The organism is Gemmiger sp. (genome assembly GCF_057431175.1).
Genome location: NZ_DBMDDV010000001.1, coordinates 200,226 through 219,137 on the forward strand (window position 1 = coordinate 200,226; position 18,912 = coordinate 219,137).

The 18,912-nt window shown below is 59.8% G+C and carries 15 protein-coding genes and 1 other annotated feature; of the genes, 4 read left to right on the top strand and 11 right to left on the bottom strand.

Going from position 1 to position 18,912, the window contains the following annotated elements:
* Positions 1-89: 89 nt before the first annotated feature.
* The 3 genes from ptsP to ACZO0A_RS00930 all read right to left on the bottom strand — a co-directional run bounded on the left by ptsP (position 90) and on the right by ACZO0A_RS00930 (position 3,072).
* The gene (ptsP, locus tag ACZO0A_RS00920) at positions 90-1,769 is read right to left on the bottom strand and encodes a phosphoenolpyruvate--protein phosphotransferase (protein ID WP_291212055.1); all 1,680 of its coding nucleotides are present in this window, start codon (positions 1,767-1,769) and stop codon (positions 90-92) included.
* Between the two features lie 74 nt (positions 1,770-1,843).
* Positions 1,844-2,104 carry an HPr family phosphocarrier protein gene (locus ACZO0A_RS00925; protein ID WP_215693760.1) on the bottom strand — a complete coding sequence of 87 codons (261 nt, stop codon included), beginning with the start codon at positions 2,102-2,104 and terminating at the stop codon, positions 1,844-1,846.
* Positions 2,105-2,298: 194 nt separating this feature from the next.
* Complete coding sequence (locus ACZO0A_RS00930) at positions 2,299-3,072, bottom strand: HAD-IIB family hydrolase (protein WP_294720135.1); 774 nt, start codon at positions 3,070-3,072, stop codon at positions 2,299-2,301.
* Between the two features lie 139 nt (positions 3,073-3,211).
* Here ACZO0A_RS00930 and ACZO0A_RS00935 point away from each other — a divergent pair, with 139 nt between their 5' ends.
* Positions 3,212-3,730, top strand: coding sequence for a gamma carbonic anhydrase family protein (locus ACZO0A_RS00935; RefSeq protein WP_486845919.1), 519 nt, complete (start codon positions 3,212-3,214; stop codon positions 3,728-3,730).
* A 183-nt stretch (positions 3,731-3,913) separates the two neighbouring features.
* Here ACZO0A_RS00935 and ilvD read toward each other — a convergent pair whose 3' ends face one another.
* The 4 genes from ilvD to ilvB form a co-directional block, all read right to left on the bottom strand.
* Positions 3,914-5,572 (bottom strand): dihydroxy-acid dehydratase, encoded by a 1,659-nt coding sequence (ilvD, locus tag ACZO0A_RS00940; protein ID WP_291232402.1) that lies wholly within the window; start codon positions 5,570-5,572, stop codon positions 3,914-3,916.
* A 167-nt stretch (positions 5,573-5,739) separates the two neighbouring features.
* Positions 5,740-6,759, bottom strand: coding sequence for a ketol-acid reductoisomerase (gene ilvC / locus ACZO0A_RS00945; RefSeq protein ID WP_215693752.1), 1,020 nt, complete (start codon positions 6,757-6,759; stop codon positions 5,740-5,742).
* 163 nt (positions 6,760-6,922) lie between these two features.
* Positions 6,923-7,492, bottom strand: coding sequence for an acetolactate synthase small subunit (gene ilvN / locus ACZO0A_RS00950; protein WP_215693750.1), 570 nt, complete (start codon positions 7,490-7,492; stop codon positions 6,923-6,925).
* A 10-nt stretch (positions 7,493-7,502) separates the two neighbouring features.
* Positions 7,503-9,167 carry a biosynthetic-type acetolactate synthase large subunit gene (gene ilvB / locus ACZO0A_RS00955; RefSeq protein ID WP_291232063.1) on the bottom strand — a complete coding sequence of 555 codons (1,665 nt, stop codon included), beginning with the start codon at positions 9,165-9,167 and terminating at the stop codon, positions 7,503-7,505.
* A gap of 122 nt (positions 9,168-9,289) precedes the next feature.
* Positions 9,290-9,534: a binding site (T-box leader), on the bottom strand.
* 139 nt (positions 9,535-9,673) lie between these two features.
* On the opposite strand from ilvB, the gene ACZO0A_RS00960 reads away from it, so the two are divergent.
* Positions 9,674-10,849, top strand: coding sequence for an ATP-binding protein (locus tag ACZO0A_RS00960; RefSeq protein WP_291212033.1), 1,176 nt, complete (start codon positions 9,674-9,676; stop codon positions 10,847-10,849).
* Between the two features lie 88 nt (positions 10,850-10,937).
* Here ACZO0A_RS00960 and ilvA read toward each other — a convergent pair whose 3' ends face one another.
* Positions 10,938-12,143, bottom strand: a complete 1,206-nt coding sequence (gene ilvA, locus ACZO0A_RS00965) for a threonine ammonia-lyase (protein ID WP_302376298.1) — start codon at positions 12,141-12,143, stop codon at positions 10,938-10,940.
* Between the two features lie 283 nt (positions 12,144-12,426).
* Here ilvA and kduI point away from each other — a divergent pair, with 283 nt between their 5' ends.
* Both kduI and ACZO0A_RS00975 read left to right on the top strand, forming a co-directional pair.
* The gene (gene kduI / locus ACZO0A_RS00970) at positions 12,427-13,272 is read left to right on the top strand and encodes a 5-dehydro-4-deoxy-D-glucuronate isomerase (RefSeq protein WP_215693742.1); all 846 of its coding nucleotides are present in this window, start codon (positions 12,427-12,429) and stop codon (positions 13,270-13,272) included.
* 149 nt (positions 13,273-13,421) lie between these two features.
* Positions 13,422-14,231 (top strand): gluconate 5-dehydrogenase, encoded by an 810-nt coding sequence (locus tag ACZO0A_RS00975; RefSeq protein WP_215693740.1) that lies wholly within the window; start codon positions 13,422-13,424, stop codon positions 14,229-14,231.
* A gap of 252 nt (positions 14,232-14,483) precedes the next feature.
* On the opposite strand, the gene ACZO0A_RS00980 is transcribed toward ACZO0A_RS00975, so the two are convergent.
* The 3 genes from ACZO0A_RS00980 to ACZO0A_RS00990 form a co-directional block, all read right to left on the bottom strand.
* On the bottom strand, positions 14,484-15,356 hold the full coding sequence (locus ACZO0A_RS00980; RefSeq protein WP_302376297.1) for an aldose epimerase family protein: 873 nt from the start codon (positions 15,354-15,356) through the stop codon (positions 14,484-14,486).
* 145 nt (positions 15,357-15,501) lie between these two features.
* Positions 15,502-16,986: a UxaA family hydrolase gene (locus ACZO0A_RS00985; RefSeq protein WP_302376296.1), complete on the bottom strand. Its 1,485-nt coding sequence runs from the start codon at positions 16,984-16,986 to the stop codon at positions 15,502-15,504.
* Between the two features lie 279 nt (positions 16,987-17,265).
* A complete protein-coding gene (locus tag ACZO0A_RS00990) occupies positions 17,266-18,765 on the bottom strand; it encodes a tagaturonate reductase (RefSeq protein WP_486845921.1) in 1,500 nt (499 codons plus the stop codon).
* Positions 18,766-18,912 lie beyond the last annotated feature (147 nt).

Sequence of the window (18,912 nt, forward strand, 5' to 3'; positions counted from 1 at the left end):
GGCCAGGCAGGCCTGGCCCCTACATATAGCGACAAAAAATGGACACCTGACATTTCATCAGGTGTCCACTTTGTTTTATAAAACCAATTTTACCGTGCCGTATAATCCGAATCCAGCTCGGCCAGGATGCGCTCGCTGGTCTCGCGGGTGTCAGTCATGCGGACGGCGTTGCGCAGCGGCAGCACAGAGCGCGGCGTCACAGAAAGCTCGTCCACGCCGATGGCGAGGAACGTCTCGGTCAGGGCCAGGTCTGCGCCCAGTTCGCCGCAGATGCCCACCCAGATGCCGTTCTTGTGGGCGTTCTCCGTCACCATCTGGATCAGGCGCAGCACAGCCGGGTGGTGCGGGTCATAGAAACGGCCCAGGTCGTTGTTCTGGCGGTCGCAGGCCAGCGTGTACTGGGTCAGGTCGTTCGTGCCGATGCTGAAGAAGTCCACTTCCTTCGCCAGGCGGTCGCTCATCACAGCGGCAGCGGGCGTCTCGATCATAATACCGATCTGCACGTCCTCGCTGTACGGCGTGCCCTCGTGCTTCAGTTCACGTTTGACTTCCTCGCAGAGCTTCTTTGCTTCGCGGACTTCCCAGACGGACGTGACCATCGGGAACATAATGCCCAGCTTGCCGAAAGCCGACGCACGGAACAGTGCGCGCAGCTGGGTCTTGAAAATCTCCGGCCGGGTCAGGCAGATGCGCAGCGCGCGCATACCCATGGCGGGGTTGTCCTCCTTGGGCAGGTTGAAGTAGCCAATCTGCTTGTCCGCGCCGATGTCCAGTGTGCGGATGATGACTTCCTTGCCGTCCATGTCGGAGAGCACCTGCTTGTAGGCCTCAAACTGCTGGTCCTCGGTCGGATAGTCGCTGGTGTTCAGGTACAGGAATTCGGAGCGGAACAGGCCAATGCCGCCGCCGTCGTTGACCTGTACGGCGTGGACATCCTCGGGCGAGCCGATGTTGCAGTAGATGCGGATGGTCTTGCCGTCCTTCGTCACGTTGGCCTGACCCTTCAGCGTTTCCAGCAGGCGCTGCAGACGCAGCTGCTCGTCGCGCTTCTTCAGCAGGCGGTCGCGGGTGTCGTCGTCGGGGTCAATGACCAGTGCGCCGGTAGCACCGTCCGCAATGGCCTGGCGGCCCTCGTACTCGGGCTTCAGGGCGTCGCCCATGCCAACGATGGCAGGGATGCCCATGGTGCGGGCCAGAATGGCCGTATGGCTGGAGCCGGAGCCGCCCGCCGTGATGAAGCCCAGAATCTTCGACTTATCCAGCTGGATCGTCTCGGAGGGGGCCAGGTCGTCGGCGCAGAGCAGCACCGGCACATCGGACGCAATACCGCCCTGCACGATGCCGCACAGGATGCTGAGGATGCGCTGGCTGACGTCCTTGACGTCGGCGGCGCGGGCCTGCATATAGGCGTCGTCCATTGAGGCGAACATCTCGGCAAACTGCTCGGCTGTGTCGGAGACGGCGGCCTCGGCGTTCATCTTCTGGTTGAGGATGCGATCCTCGATGGCCTCCTCGTAGTCAAGGTCTTCGGCCATCATCTGGTGGGTCTCAAACAGCATGGCGGCCTCGTCGCCGGCTTCCTTGCGGGCCTGCTCGGCCAGAACGCCCAGTTGCTCGACCGCGCCGGTTTGGGCCCCCTTAAAACGGTGCCACTCGGCGTCTGTATCCTCTACGGTATAGCGCTTGATCTCGGCCGTGGCGCGGCGGTAGAAGTAGAGCGGGCCAACGCCGACACCGGCGGAAACGCCCTTGCCCTGAATCGTGATCATGGGAAAACCTCCTTACAAAAAGGGCCGCGCCCGCCGTTCTGGTGTGGCGGCCGCGGCCGTAAATGAAATCGGAATTACAGATGCTCGTTGAAGAACTTCTCCATGGCGGGGGCGGCGGTCTCCTCGTCGGCGCCCTCAATCTTGACGGTGACGGTGTCGCCGCACTTGATGCCCATGCCCATCAGAGCCATCAGGCGAGTGGCGTCAACGGACTTGCCGTTCTTGTCCACGATGGTGACGGTGCTCTGGCAGGTCTTGGCCTCTTTTGCAAGCATACCGGCGGGACGTGCATGGATGCCGACCGGCTCTTTGATGGTATACGTGAATTCTTTCATAGCTTTTTCCTCCCATAAGTGCGCAGCGGTAGAGCGCGGCGCAATCATTAAGCTGTTATTATAATAACATACTGCGCCGTATACGTCAACGGAAAAAGAGCCAAAAACACCCCTAATCTTTGGTGGATTTGTTAAAAATTTTCGGCAGGGACTGCACCGAAAAGCCATAATATGGGAGATTTTGTCATTTGGCGTCATTTTGCAAGAAAATCCCGCAGCACGTCCTCGGGGCGCGGGGTGTGCAGCGGATAACGGGCGCGCAGCGCGGGGGTGGCGCTGTCCATGATGTAGGGGGTGTCCACGATGTCCAGCATTGATACATCGTTAAAGTTGTCGCCAAAGGCCATGACCTCATCGGGGGCAATGCCCAGCACGCGGCAAAGGGACTGTACGCCGATGCCCTTGTTGGCGGTGGTCGTGTCGATCCAGAAAGGCCCGGCCACGGCAGCGTTGGCCTGCTGCCAGCGCGGCACAAAGCGGTCGACGTATTTTTCCACGCCCTCATGCAGGTAGATCGATGTCTTGACGATCTCCTCGGGCACCTCGGCGGGGTCGTGGATGATTTGGTAGCGGTTGCCGATGAACTTGATGCGATCCAGCATCCCCAGCCCGCGCTCCATTAAGTAGGCGCAGTTCTGGCCGGAGAGCATGACCTCACCCCGGCCGTCGCTGTTCTGCCACATATCGCGGGCAATTTCCTCCGCCAGGGCGCGGGGCATTGGGTTTTCGGCGATGCACTGCTCATCTTTGAACAGCACGCCGCCGTTCTCGCACAGAAAAACGCAGCAGTCGGCCACAGGCTCAAACAGCAGGCGCAGGCTGGTGTACTGCCGCCCCGACGCCGGGCAGAACAGGATGCCCCGGTCATGCAGGGCGCGGATCTGGTCAAAAATTTCGCCTTCCAGCTTCTGGCGGCCGTATTGCAGCAGCGTACCGTCAATGTCGCTGCAGATCATTTTGATGGACATAGTACAACTCCTTTTATTTCGCGCTTTTATTGTACCACAGGCGGCGGTGACTTTTCAATTTCGATTTCATTTTGTATAATAGATATAGGGGGCGGCGTCCCCGACGCCCCGTAGGACAATATCGAAAGGAAGAAAACCTATGCCTTTTATCACAGTGAACGCCCACTCCCCTGCCGATTACGGTGCGGCGTTTGTGGCGGAGAACGCAACACTGGCGGGCTGTGTGCGCCTTGCGAAGGAGAGCAGCGTCTGGTACGGTGCGGTGCTGCGCGCCGACACGGGCTGCATCACCATCGGAGAGAACACCAATGTGCAGGATAACGCTGTGCTGCACACCGGCCCCGGGCTGGATGTGACGATAGGGCGCGGCGTGTCCATCGGGCATGGAGCCATCGTCCACGGCTGCACGGTGGGCGATAACTGTTTAATTGGGATGCACGCCACGATTTTGAACGGCGCAGTCATCGGCGCGGGCAGTTTGATTGCCGCCGGGGCGCTAGTGCCGGAAAAGATGGTCGTGCCCGCAGGCAGCCTTGTCATCGGCGTGCCGGGAAAGGTCATGCACCCGGTCAGTGCGGCGCAGGCCGCAGGAATCAAAGCAAACGAGGAAGAGTACCTGGAATTGGCGAAGCTGCACGCGAAAGCCCCGAATTTGTAGGGGGGCAGCATCCTCGACGCCCCGCGGAGGGAGCAAGACCACTCTCTGCAAGGCAATTTCAATGGGCATTGCAGGGCAAAACGAGATCGTATACGGGAAGGCCGAGGGCCGGGCATGCCCGGCCCCTACCGTTCAATAAACCAAAAGAGGATGCCGTCAACCAAACAGCACCCTCTTTGATTTTTATTTCAGCACCGCACCCAGGTTGGCGCTTGTAACAAGCCTTGCGTAGCGTGCCAGCCAGCCGGTCTTGATGTTCGGCTCGGGCTGGATGTAGGCGGCTTTGCGGGCGGCAAGCTCGTCGTCACTGACGGCCAAGTGGATGGACGCATTCGGAATATCGATCTCGATGGTGTCACCCTCCTTGACGAGGCCGATGGGGCCGCCGGAGGCTGCCTCGGGGCTGACATGGCCGATGGCCGCGCCGCGGGACGCACCGGAGAAGCGGCCATCGGTGATGAGCGCCACGGTGGTGTCCAGCTTCATGCCCGCCAGCGCACTGGTGGGGTTGAGCATCTCACGCATACCGGGACCGCCCTTGGGGCCTTCGTACCGGATGACTACGACGTCGCCGGGGTGGATGTCCCCTGCGTAGATGGCCGCAATGGCGGTGTCCTCACTGTCAAAGACGCGGGCCGGGCCGCTGTGTACCTGCATTTCAGGCGCAACGGCGCTGCGCTTGACGACACAACCGTCCGGCGCAATGTTGCCCCACAGGATCTGCAAACCACCGGTCTGGCTGTACGGATTGTCGATAGAGCGGATGGCCTTGTCGTTGAGAATCTTCGCGCCCTGGATGTTCTCCCCCAGGGTCTTGCCGGTGACGGTGGGCACATTCAGGTCCAACAGGCCCTTCTTGGCCAGCTCGGCCTGCACAGCAGGGATGCCGCCCGCCTCGTACAGGTCGGGCATATGGGTCGGGCCTGCGGGGGCCAGGTGGCAGAGGTTGGGCGTCTTGGCGGAAATCTCGTTAAAGAGCTTCAAATCAATGGGGCAGCCTGCCTCCTGGGCAATCGCCAGCAGGTGCAGTACCGTGTTGGTGGAGCAGCCCAGCGCCATGTCACAGGTCAGGGCGTTGCGGATGGAGCGCTCGTTGATGATCTGACGGGCGGTCACGCCGCGGTTGACCATGTCCATGATGGCCATACCGGCGTGCTTTGCCAGCTGCAAACGCTTAGCGTAAACGGCGGGAATCGTGCCGTTGCCGGGCAGGGCGATACCGATGGCCTCGCACAGGCAGTTCATGCTGTTGGCGGTGTACATACCGGAGCAGGAGCCGCAGCCCGGGCAGCAGTTGCAGGTGCAGTCCTCGAGCTGCTCGTCGTCGATGAGGCCCGCTTTGTAGGCACCCACGGCCTCAAACATTTTGGAAAGGCTGACTTCCTCGCCGCCATAGCGGCCGGCCAGCATCGGGCCGCCGCTGCATACCACGGCGGGCACATCCATACGGACGGCGGCCATGACCATGCCGGGAACGATTTTATCGCAGTTGGGCACGAGAACCAGGCCGTCCAGCTGGTGGGCCATGAACATCGTCTCGACGCTGTCACAGATCAACTCGCGGCTGGCGAGGGAGTATTTCATGCCCACGTGGCCCATGGCGATGCCGTCGCAGACACCGATGGCGGGGATGAGGATGGGCGTACCGCCTGCCATGCGGACACCGGCCTTGACGGCGTCCGCAATTTTGTCCAGGTTCATGTGGCCGGGTACGATCTCGCTGTGGGCGGACACAACGCCGATGAGCGGGCGGTCCAGCTCCTCCGGTGTGTAGCCCAGCGCATAGAACAGGCTGCGGTTCGGGGCCCGCTCCGGGCCTTTTTTGACGTTATCGCTGTTCATAGTTTTTCTCCGTTTTTCTATCAGGGGCACTTGTAGGGGCGAGGCATGCCTCGCCCTCAACTTTGCGGCAGGCACCGGATAAAAGGGTGGCCGCCGCCAGGTTAAGGGCCGGGCATGCCCGGCCCCTACAAGTTGCCGGTAATGCGCGTATTGTTACAATTACAAACTTACTTCTTCAGCCAGCTCATCATCTTGCGGAGCTCGGCACCGACCTTCTCGATGGGGTGGTTGGCTGCGATGCGGCGCTGGGCCAGGAAGTGGGTCTTGCGGCCGCCCTTCGGGCTCATCTCGGTCAGGAACTCGGAGGCAAAGGTGCCGTCCTGGATCTCCTTCAGGACCTGCTTCATCTCCTTGCGGGTGTCCTCGGTGATGAGGCGCTTGCCGGTGCGGTAGTCGCCGTACTCGGCCGTGTTGGAGATGGAGTAGCGCATCTTGGAGAAGCCGCCCTCGTTGATAAGGTCAACGATGAGCTTCATCTCATGGCAGGTCTCGAAGTAGGCCATCTCGGGGGCATAGCCGGCCTCGACCAGCGTGTCGAAGCCAGCCTGGATCAGCTCGCAGACACCGCCGCAGAGGACAGCCTGCTCGCCGAACAGGTCGGTCTCGGTCTCCTCCTTGAAGGTGGTCTCGAGGATGCCGGCGCGGCCTGCGCCGATGCCGGAGGCGTAGGCCAGAGCGATCTCCTTGGCCTTGCCGGTGTAGTCCTGCTCCACGCAGATCAGGGAGGGGCAGCCCTCGCCCTCGGTGTACAGGCGGCGGACGATGTGGCCGGGGCCCTTGGGGGCAATCATGATGACATCAACATTCTTCGGCGGGGTGATGGTCTTGAAGTGGATGTTGAAGCCATGGGCGAATGCCAGGGCCTTGCCCTCGGTCATGTAGGGGGCAACCTGAGAATTGTAGATGTCGGCGCACAGCTCGTCGGGAACCAGCATCATGACGACGTCACCGGCCTTGGCGGCCTCCTCGACTTCCATGACCTTGAAGTTCTCGTGGGTGGCGGCAAACTCGGAGGCTTTCTCCCAGTGGGCAGAACCCTTGCGCAGACCGACGACGACATTGACGCCGCTCTCGGCCAGGTTCTCGGAATGGGCGTGGCCCTGGGAGCCGAAGCCGATGACGGCAACGGTTTTGCCGTCCAGCACGCCGAGGTTGCAATCGGAATCGTAATACTTGTTGATAGCCATGGTGGTGTCTCCTTTGTTGTTGATACTTTTTATATTTGTAATTTTAATTGGGAAACGAAAATAAAAATCCGTAGGGGCGCATTCTATATGCGCCCGTGCAGTGCAGCCTACGGCGGGCGGATATGGAATCCGCCCCTACAGGCATTGAAAATTTACGAGCAGCTCAATGGCAGTGCGTCCCGGGCAGCGGCAGCTGTGCCTCTCCGACCTCCTGCGCGGGTTTCTGCATATGCTGGTGCTTGCCGCCGCGCTCGAGAGCAGTGACGCCGGTGCGGCAAAGCTCCAGAATCTCATAGCCCTTGAACATCGTCAGGAAAGCGTCGATTTTATCCGGCTTGCCGGTCAGCTCAAATACCATGCTGTCAGGCGACAGGTCGATGATTTTCGCCTTGTAGATGCTGGAAATCTCCCGCAGCTCGGCGCGGTTTTGGTTGTCGCAGGCTACCTTTAACAGCAGCAGCTCGCGCTGTAAGCTCTTGTCGGGGTCCAGCTCAAAGACCTGGCGGGTGACTTCGAGGCGTTCCGTCTGCAAAATCAGCTGGGTCATGGCCTGCTCGCTGCCGCGCAGCGTGACCGTAATGCGGCTGACTTTGGGGTCATTCGTAGCCGAGACGGTCAGGCTGTCAATGTTGAAGCCACGGCGGCAGAACAGGCTGGAAATGCGGGCCAGAACGCCGTTGGAGTTATCGACCAGCAGGCTGATGACCCGCCGGGTGTTGTTGTTTTGTTCCATGCGTGTCACCTCATTCCATGATGATATCGTTGATGGTGCCGCCGCCGGGGATCATCGGAAGGACTTTTTCATCCTTGCCGATGCGGCAATCGATCCAGCTCGGGCCTTTCTGCTGCATGGCGTCGGCGAAAGCCGCCTTGAACTCGGCGGGAGTCGTGGCGCGGTAGCCCTTGGCCCCAAAGCCCTCGGCCAGCTTGACAAAGTCGGTGCGGCGGTGCGGGTCGGTGTCGGAGTAGCGCTTCTCGTAGAAAGTCGTCTGCCACTGGCGCACCATGCCAAGCACCTGGTTGTTGAAGATGACTGTGATAATGGGCAGGCCATAGCTGACGGCGGTGCAGGCCTCGTTCAGGTTCATGTGGAAGGAGCCGTCGCCGGTCAGCATGACGACGCGGGCATCGTTGCCCAGCGCCATCTGTGCGCCGATGGCCGCGCCGTAGCCGAAGCCCATCGTGCCCAATCCGCCGCTGGTCAGGAACCCACGGCTCTTGGTGTGATGCAGGTATTGCGCCGCCCACATCTGGTGCTGGCCGACGTCGGTGACATAGACGGCCTCGGGACCGGCCTGGCTGCAGATTTCGTCGATGATCTGATGGGGTTTCAGCTCGGTATCGCTGTCCACCGGCTTATAATCGTTCTTCTGCCAGCCGCGGATCTGCTCCATCCAGAACTCGTGCTCGGTCTTTTCGACGTAGGGCAGAATTGCCTGCAAAATGTAGCTGGCGTCGCCGGTCAGGCTCAAATCGACGTCGACGTTCTTGCCCAGCTCGCTGGGGTCAATGTCGATTTGAATGATTTTTGCGCGCTTGGCAAAGCTGTCGGGGTTCAGCGCCACACGGTCACTGAACCGCGTGCCCACGGCGATGACGAGGTCGGCCTCGTCGATGGCCTTGTTGGCGGCGTAGCAACCGTGCATACCCAGCAGGCCCAGATTGTGCGGCTCGCCGTAGCTGAGAACACCCGCGGCCATCAGGGTGTAGGTGGCGGGCATGCCGGTCTTTTCCAGCAGGTCGCGCAGGGGCTGGCAGCCCGCCGCACTGCGCACACCGCCGCCGAAGTAGACGATGGGGCGCTCCGACTCGTTGATGAGGCGGGCGGCTTCCTTGACGTCCTCTTCATTATAATAGGTCACGGTACGGATGAGTTCCGGCGCTTTGGGGGTGAACTCGCAGGACGCCGCCGTGATATCCTTCGGGATATCGACGAGCACCGGGCCTTTGCGGCCGGACTGTGCAATGCGGAAGGCCGCACGCATCGTGTCGGCCAGATCCTCTACCCTGCGCACTGTGTAGTTGTGCTTGGTGATGGGCATTGTGATGCCCTCAATGTAGGCCTCCTGGAAGGAGTCTTTACCCAGCAGCGTCGTGGCGACATTGCCGGTGAAGGCGACCATCGGCACGCTGTCCATGTAGGCCGTGGCAATGCCGGTGACAAGGTTCGTCGCACCCGGGCCGCTGGTGGCCAGCACAACGCCGGTACGGCCCGTGGCGCGGGCGTAACCGTCCGCCGCGTGGGACGCGCCCTGCTCGTGGGCGGTCAATACGTGACGTATACGATCAGAGTTTTTATACAACTCGTCATACAGATTCAGCACCGCGCCGCCCGGATAGCCGAACAGGGTATCGACGCCCTGCTCGACCAACACTTCGACGAAGATCTGTGAACCGGTCAATTTCATGGTGTTTGCTCCTTCCTACTTCCTGTGCGACTTCCCCGGGGCATCCGTATGGCGGGGTTCCCTCACCCCGCTGCGGCCCGGTAAGGGGCAATATAAGAAAACAGGCTTTGCCCCTTGCTTTTCCAAGAGACAAAGCCTGTGCGTTTCACATACTCTGCGGTACCACTCTCATTGGGGCGTTGCCCCCACCTCATGAACCTCTAACAAGGTCCGGCACTGTAACGGATGCGCCCGTACCGCCCTACTGTGATTTTCGGGTGGTCTGCTCCGGGATCAGTTCGCGGCTTGCCTGCCTTGCTGCCTTGCACCGACCGGCAGTTCTCTGAAAGGGGCGGGGCCGTTACTAACTTCCCATCCAAGCATTATCTGGATTTATGGTAAACTATACCGTACTTTTGCATGTTTGTCAAGACTTCTTTGAAAATTCTGCAACAAACCTTGCAACTTTTTGTCGCGGCAGTTATACTGGGGTAAAGAGTGTTTCTCTTGGGAAAGGATTATAAACTATGTTACGTAATGAATGGCTGGCCCATCTGGATGGGCTTGTGGTGTTTCGCGGCCTGCTGGCGGCCGAGCCGCTGTGCACGCTGCGTGCGGCGCTGGCGGCGGACGATGCCGCCCTGACCGGCGCAGTGGCCGCGTTTGAGGCGGCGCTGTTTGCCCGCGGCACCAACTGGACCGATGCCCTGCTGGAAGCGGTGCTCGAGGATGAGAACCTTTGTTTAAAGGTTGCCGCCGGGCAGGATGCCGGGCCGGTGCTGGAAAAGGCAATGGATGATGAATTGGACTTTCTGCAAGCGTTGGGCCGTGCACCGCTGGACGAGGTGTTCCCCGGTGCGGCAGCGTTCCTGCCCCGGTGGCAGGTCACGCCCGACGCCGATTACCACGCGGCCTACGCAGCCCGCCGTGCGGCCATGGGCCAGAAGGGTTACGGTATGTTTGCCCGCCACCATGTCTTTGCGCTGGAAGAGGGCCGCCTGGTGCCGGTGCGCTACCCCGACCCGCAGCGTTTGAGCGAGCTGCCCGGCTACGAGCAGGAGCGGGAGAAGGTCATCGCCAACACCCGCGCCCTGCTGGAAGGCCGCCCCGCCAATAACGTTTTGCTGTACGGCGATGCGGGCACCGGAAAATCCAGCACGGTCAAGGCCATTGCCAACGAGTTCGCCCCCGACGGCCTGCGCCTGATCGAAGTGAAGAAAAACCAGCTGTACCAGATTCCCGCCCTGATGGACGAACTGGCGAAAAATCCGCTGAAATTCATCCTGTTTATCGACGATTTGAGCTTTGCGTCCAACGACGATAACTTTGCCGCGCTGAAAGCGATTCTGGAGGGTGGCGTCGGCGGGCGCAGCCATAACGTGGCGGTCTACGCAACCAGCAACCGCCGCCACCTGGTCAAGGAGACGATGGCCGACCGCAGCGGCGACGACCTGCACGCGATGGACACTCGCCAGGAACTCATGAGCCTGTCGGCCCGGTTCGGCCTGACGGTGACGTTCCAGCAGCCCGACAAGGACCGCTACGACCGCATTTTGCTGGAACTGGCGAAGCAGTACAACGTCCAGATGCCCAGCGACCAGCTGTTCATCAAGGGCGCGGCCTTCGCTCTGCGTGCCGGCGGCCGCAGTCCCCGCGTGGCAAAACAGTTTGTGGAATTGCTGGCAGCGGGGGTCAAGGTCTGACCTTGACAGCGAAGAAATAAGAGAGAGGAGAGAAGAGAGTCTGGCAAGAGAAAATCTCTTTTCTTTTTTCTTTTGACTTAGTTTACGTTTACGCCCTCTCTGTCACCAGCTTAAATCCGGCCTCGGTCAGCTTCTCCCTGATTGTCTCGATCTGCGCGGCGTCGCGGGTCTCTAGCCCCAGCTTCAGGAAACAGCTGGTGATGGCCATGTTCGCGTCACTGCGGTCGTGGTGGACGCTGACGACGTTTGCGCCGCAGGCCGAGACAATGTCGCTGACCAGGCTCAGCTGGCCGGGCTTGTCCTCCAGGGCAATCATCAGGTTCGTCTTGCGGCCGCTCATGACCAGGCCGCGGGTGATAACGCGGGAGAGAATGTTCACATCAATGTTGCCGCCGGAAATCAGGCAGACGGTTTTCTTGCCCGCCAGCGGCAGTTTGCCGAACAGCGCGGCAGCCACCGGCGTGGCACCTGCGCCCTCGGCCACGAGCTTCTGGTTCTCCATCAGCGCCAGGATGGCGGCAGCGATCTCGTCCTCACTGACCGTGACAATGTCGTCCACGTACTGGCTCACCATGTCAAAGGTCGTCTCACCGGGCGTCTTGACCGCAATGCCGTCGGCAAAGGTCACGGCGGAGTCCAGCGTCTCGTACTTGTGATCGTGGAACGCGTGCTCCATGCTGGGGGCACCCGCCGCCTGTACGCCGTAGATTTTTACCTCGGGACGCAGGCTCTTGATGGCAAACGCCACGCCGGAAATCAGACCGCCGCCGCCGATGGGCACGATGACCGCGTCCACATCGGGCAGCTGGTCGAGGATCTCCAGGCCGATGGTTCCCTGCCCCGCAATGACCAGCTCGTCGTCATAGGGGTGGATGAAGGTCATGCCGGTCTGCTCCTGCAGTTCCACGGCGCGGTCATGGGCGTCGTCGTAGGTGCCCTTGACCAGCTCGACCTCTGCGCCCAGCCGCTTGGTGCTTTCCACTTTCATAATAGGGGCACCGTCCGGCATACAGACAACGCTCTTGATGCCCATGCGGGTGGCGGCCAGCGCCACGCCCTGTGCGTGGTTGCCCGCCGAGCAGGCGATGACGCCCTTGGCACGTTCTTCCGCCGAAAGTTGGCTGATTTTGTAGTACGCGCCGCGCACCTTGAAGCTGCCGGTGACTTGCAGGTTCTCAGTTTTCAGGTAGAGGTCAGTGCCCGGGCAGAGGCGCGGGGCGGCAATTAAATCCGTTTTGCGGGCGACCTGCTTTAAAATGAACTTGGCGTGGTAGATTTTATCCAGTGTAAGCATGGCGTGCTCCTTCATTTTTGACAAGAATTCAGCCCGACCCGGGACTTGCCGGATCGGGCCGGGCCGCACCCTTGCGGCCGGGACACTGACATGAGTATAGTTGAAATTTGCTAATTTGTAAAGTGAAATATTTTCATGATTAAACTGCACAATTAGGCTGCTTAATTATTGTGCAATTCTACCACTATGTTCTAACCCGAGGATGTTGTATAATAGGACTAACGATGGCAAAATATGTTTGCTTTTTAACAATCATCTGTTACGTCAAGGAGGCAGTTTCCGTATGGATATCCGTTATTCCTGCAACCAGCGCGATTTCAAGCGCTACACCACCGAGGAAACCCGAAACGAAATGCTCATCACCGGCCTGTACAAGGCGGACGAGGTCGTGGCCGTGTACAGCCACGTGGACCGCATGGTGACGCTGGGCTGCATGCCTGTACATGAGGAAGTCCCCATCGACAAGGGCATCGACGTCTGGGCCAACTTCGGCACCCATTACTTCCTGGAGCGCCGCGAGATCGGCATTTTCAATATCGGAGACGGGGCCGGCACCATCACGGCGGATGGCCAGGAATACCACCTGAACTACAAGGACTGCCTGTACATCACGAAGGGCAACGAAAAAGTTACTTTTAAGAGTGACGATCCCGAGCACCCGGCCAAATTCTACATGGTTTCTGCCCCGGCCCATTGCAGCTACGAGAACAAGCTCATCACCATTGAGCAGGCCGCCAAGCGCCCCCTGGGCAGCGTTGAGACCTGCAACAAGCGTACCATTAACCAGTTTATCCACCCCAGCGTCCTCAAGACCTGCCAGCTGTCCATGGGTATGACCGCCCTGGAGCCGGGCAGCAACTGGAACACCATGCCCAGCCACACCCACGAGCGCCGCATGGAGATCTACACCTACTTTGAAGTTCCCGAGGGCCAGGTCGTTTTCCATATGTGCGGTGAGCCTACCGAGACCCGCCATATCGTCATGCACAACTACGATGCCGTCATCAGCCCCTCCTGGAGCATCCACAGCGGCGTAGGCACGTCGAATTACACCTTTATCTGGGCCATGGGCGGCGAGAACATGGAGTTTGACGACATGGACAATATCGCTACCACCGACCTGCGCTGAACGCAAAAAACGCACATATCTTGCGTTGACTTGCGCAAGAAATGCGCAACAAATTTTGCGCACCACGCATCCCGTTTACTTAAATTCATGCGTCCGAGATACGGACGCTTGAATATATGACTGTTACAAACTTTAGGAGGTTTTGCATCATGTCTGTTTGCACCCCGAAATCCTTCGACCTGACCGGCAAGGTCGCGCTCATCACCGGCGCTTCCTACGGCATCGGCTTTGCCATTGCTACCGCTATGGCAAACTGCGGCGCCAAGATCGTCTTTAACGACATCAAGCAGGAGCTGGTTGACAAAGGCTTGGCCGCCTACAAAGAGGCTGGCATTGAGGCCCACGGCTATGTCTGCGACGTCACCAATGAGGACGCCGTCAACGCCATGGTCAAGCAGATCACCGAGGAAGTCGGCCACATCAATGTGCTGGTCAACAACGCCGGTATCATCAAGCGCATCCCGATGATCGAGATGACCGCTGCCCAGTTCCGCCAGGTCATCGACGTTGACCTGAACGCTCCCTTCATCGTTGCCAAGGCCGTTATCCCCGATATGATCGAGCAGGGCGGCGGCAAAATCATCAACATCTGCTCCATGATGAGCGAGCTGGGCCGTGAGACTGTTTCCGCCTATGCTGCTGCCAAGGGTGGCCTGAAGATGCTGACCAAGAACATCGCTTCTGAGTACGGCCAGTACAACATCCAGTGCAACGGCATCGGACCTGGCTACATCGCCACCCCGCAGACTGCCCCCCTGCGCGAGATCCAGCCCGATGGCTCTCGTCATCCCTTCGACCAGTTCATCGTTGCCAAGACCCCCGCTGCGCGCTGGGGTGAAGCCGAGGATCTGGGCGGCCCCGCCGTGTTCCTGGCCTCTGAGGCTTCCGACTTTGTCAACGGCCTGATCCTCTACGTCGATGGCGGCATCCTGGCCTACATCGGCAAGCAGCCGGGCTGATTTACTTTCTTCGAGAAGAAAGTAAACAAAGAAGCTTTCAAACAATAAAAAGGACATCCGCTCGTAATTGGCGGATGTCCTTTTTTGTTGCACGGTAGGGGCCGGGCATGCCCGGCCCGCAACTGTACGGCAAAAGCGCTTTTACGGTAAGGCTGCGGGCCGCACATGTGCGGCCCCTACCTCGCAACGCTTGTAGGGCGGCGTCCTTGATGCCCCGCAGAAGGGCTGAATCTCTCCCCTACTGCCGTAACTTTACTCGATGGTCACGCTCCACTTGAACTCTTTCGTCTCGCCGGGGTTCAACTCGATGTGATGGCCTGCCTCATTGACGGAGTTTGCCCAGCCGTTCCACGGCTCCATGCAGACGAAGCTCTCGGCGTCCTGCTGCCAGAGTACGCCGTTGGAGAAAACGCTCTCGTCAAAGGCAACCGTGACCTTGTGGCCGTTGCCGGCATCGGTCAGCTGCATCGGGCTTTTTACGCCGGTCAGCAGACGGATGGAGTCGGCGCTGCCTTCCTTGCGGGTCAGCGTAATCGTCTCGGGCGCGGCGGGCTGCTCGCCCTTGGCGCTCTCGCTGCAGGTGGCGGCGTCAATGGCAAAGGAGACATTGTCGAGGCTGGTCACGCCGAAGTAAGGGTGGAAACCAACGCTGAACGGCAGCGCCTTATCACCGGTGTTGGCGACGGTCAGCGCCAGCGTGGCGGTATTGCCAACCAGCGTGTAGCGCATGGTCAGGGCAAAATCAAACGGATAGACAAATTTTGTTAAACCGTTGGGGGTCAGGGTCAATTCAATGGCGCTGTCGTCGGCGCTTTTGACCTGCCAGGGCACCAGGTCGGCCAGACCGTGGACCTCGATGGGATAGGCTGTGCCGCCGAAGTGGTGCACGCCGCCGTCCGGCTTGCCGCAGTTTGGAAACAGGATGGGAATGCCGCAGCGGGGGCGGTCGGTGGATTCAAAGTTCTTATCGCGCAGCCACAGGTACTCATCACCGTTCTTGGTGAAAGAGGTCGCCATGCCGCCCTTCTCGGGCGTGACGGTGAACGCGCACTCGCCGTCGGTCAGGGTCAGGGTCTTATACGATGCGCCGTACTTTTCGTAGACGCCAGTGGTCAGTTTGGGCATAAATACATCCTCCTTATCAAATGCTTGTAGGGGCCGCACATATGCGGCCCGCAACTTTGTGGAAAGCACCCGATTGCGGGTAAGTCGCGGGCCGGGCATACCCGGCCCCTACAAGGGGTTACAATCAATTATATCACGAATTCGCTTACAGCACCACGCCGTCCTTAAAAATGGAGATCTCGCGGAAGCCCTTCTTCTCAGCACAGGTCTGCTTGCCGGAGGCAACGTCCAGCACCAGCTGGTACAGGTCGGCACCGGCCTCGTCCAGCGTGCGCTCACCGTCGGCGACAACGCCCGCATTGAAATCGATCCAGGTCTTTTTCTTGGCGGCCAGCTGGCTGTTGGTGGCAATCTTCAGCGTCGGGGCGGGGGCACCAAAGGGCGTGCCGCGGCCCGTGCTGAACAGCACCATATGTGCACCGGCGGCAGTCAGCGCGGTGGCGGAAACCAGGTCGTTGCCGGGGCCGTACAGCATATTCAGGCCCTTGGTCACGACCGGTTCACCGTAGCCAATGACGTCCATGATGGGGGCGGAGCCGCCCTTCTGCACGCAGCCACAGGACTTGTCCTCCAGCGTCGTGATGCCGCCCTGCTTGTTGCCCGGGCTGGGGTTATCATAGACGACCTCGTTGTGGCTGATGAAATACTCCTTGAAGCCGTTGATCATCTTGACAGCCTTCTCAAAGACTTCCTCGTTCTGGCAGCGGTCCATCAGGAAACCCTCGGCACCAAACATTTCAGGCACCTCGGTCAGCACGGTGGAGCCGCCGCGGGCGCACAGCATATCGCTGAAACGGCCAATCGTCGGGTTGGCGGTGATGCCGGACAGGCCGTCCGAGCCGCCGCACTTCATGCCGATGACCAGCTCGCTGGCGGGGATCGCCTCGCGCTGGAACTGTCCGGCGTAGGCGGCCAGCTCCTTCAAAATCTCGCGGCCTGCTACCAGCTCATCCTCGACATCCTGACAGGTCAGGAATTTGACGCGGTCGTGGTCGTAGTCGCCCAGCTCTGCCAGGAACTGCTCGTGGGTCAGGTTCTCGCAGCCCAGGGAGAGTACGAGCACTGCGCCCGCGTTGGGGTGGCGCACCAGAGAGGCCAGCAGCTTGCGGGTCTGGGCGTGGTCATGGCCGGTCTGGGAGCAGCCGAACGGATGGGTAAACGTATACAGGCCGTCGATGCTGCCGGTGACGAGATCCTGGTTATCGCGCACCAGCGTCTTGGCGCAGTCGTTGACGCAGCCGACGGTGGGGATGATCCAGATTTCGTTGCGGATAGCGGCGCGGCCATCCTTGCGGCGGTAGCCCATAAAGGTCTCGGGCACAACCGGGGTCAGCGGATGCACGTTGGGGTGGTAGCTGTACTCGACCTCGCCGGAGAGGTTCGTGTGGATGTTGTGGGTATGCATCCAGGTACCAGGCACGGCGTCCGCCGTGGCATGGCCGATGGGAAAGCCGTACTTGATGACGTTTTCGCCATCTTTGATGGGGGCGATGGCCATCTTGTGGCCCTGGGGGATATCCTCGACGGCGGTGATGGTGGTGTTATCGACCGGGACGGCCGTGCCCTTGGCGATGGGATGCAGGGCGACGACGACGTTATCTTTGGGGTTGATCTTAATGGCGATGGGCATAAGATGTCTCCTTACTCATAATAGAAACTGGGGCCGGAGGGCATTCTCCGGCCCCAGTGGGGTACGTTTTAAGCCTTCCCCCTTGGGGGAAGGTGGCCGTAAGGCCGGATGAGGGGCAGGTGTGCGGGGGCAGACCGTAAACGGTCAATATCGGCGAACGCGCCCCTCATCAGTCACCTTCGGTGACAGCTTCAGTCTACGCGCTAAGAGCCGCCTTCGACGGTTGCGCTTCGACACGCGCCTGCGGGCGCAGTCCCTCGGGGAGAAGCCTTTATGGGCTTACAGGCAGCTCTTGTAAGCGGCCAGCGCGCCATTCTCACGAATAGCGGTCAGGTTCTTGACGGTGGCTTCCTCGAAGCCGGGAACCTTGGTCAGATCCTGGCCCCACATCTTCTCGTTGGTCATGACGGCATGGACAAGCGTCGGAATATCGTCGTTCTTGTGCTCGTTGTAGAACTCAAGGACCCAGCGGTCGTCGGAGACCGTGTACTCGTTGCCCTTGGTACGCTTGCAGACCAGGCCCTTGTCGTTCAGCTCCTGCACATCATTGGTGTAGAAGGCGATGTAAGCGGCAAAGCTCATGGTCAGGCAGGTGGGCAGCTTGCCGTTCTTCTCAACATACTCGAGGAAGGACGGCATATTGCGGGCACGCCACTTGGAGGTGGAGTTCAGGGAAATGCTCATCAGCTCATGGTTGACGAACGGGTTGTTGAAGCGGTCCTCAACAGCGGCGGCGAACTTCTTGCAGTCCTCCTGATCCAGCGGCAGAATGGGGACAACTTCCTCGGACAGCATCTTGTTCATATAGCCCAGAACGGTGGCGTCGTGCATACAGTCGCGCACGATGTCAAAACCGGCCAGGTAAGCGCCCAGGACAAAGCCGGTGTGGGCACCGTTCAGGATGCGGACCTTGCGCTTCTTGTAGGGACTCATGTCGGGGGTCACGAAAACGTGATCCTCAAGACCGGCTTTGCGGAAAGGCAGGATGTCGTTCAGCTTGGTGTCGCCCTCGATGACCCAGACGCCAAAGACCTCGCCGACGTCCAGCAGGGGATCAGCGTAGCCGTGCTTTTCTTCCAGTTCGGCAACTTCCTTCGGGTCACGGATGCGGCCCGGAACGATGCGGTCAACCAGAGAACCGCAGAAGGTGCAGCCCTCGTTGACGTACTTCTTGAAGCCGTCCTCCAGGCCCCACTGCTCAATGTACTGGTTGACGCACTTGAGCAGCTCCTTGCCGTTGTTGTCAATCAGCTCACAGGCCAGCATGATGATACCCTTCTTGCCGGCCTTATAGCGGTGGTACAGCACCTGGGTCAGCTTGCCGGGGAAGCTGGATGCGGGCTCGTCCTCCAGCTTGCAGGCGGGGTCGTAGGCGATGCCGGCCTCCGTGGTGTTGGAAACGATGATTTCCAGGTCGTCGCTGGCGGCGACTTCCATCATCTGGTCGAAGCCTTCCTTCTCATATGGGTTCAGGCAACGGGAGACACTGGAGATAACGCGTTTGTCATCAACCTTCTGGCCGTTTTCACTGCCGCGCAGGTACAGGGTGTACAGGCCCTCCTGCTCGTTGATCATCTTGGAAAGGCCCGGGGCGATGGGCTGGACCAGAACGCACTTGCCGTTCCAATCGGCCTTCTCGTTGGCCAGATCGAACCAATAATCTACAAATGCGCGCAAGAAGTTACCTTCGCCGAACTGCAGCACTTTCTCGGGTGCATTCTTCAGAATGTAGCCGTTGTAGCCGGATTTTGCAAGAACTTCATAATTCAAGGTTTCCATAAACGCTTCTCCTTACTTAATAACAATTCTGGTGCGCGGCAGTGGGGGCCACAGCACGCCTTGTTACCTACATTGTATTTTTTTTGGCCTGGTTCGTCAAGTTTCATTCTGTAATCAGCGCACATATTTTGCGCAATTTTCCGGCCT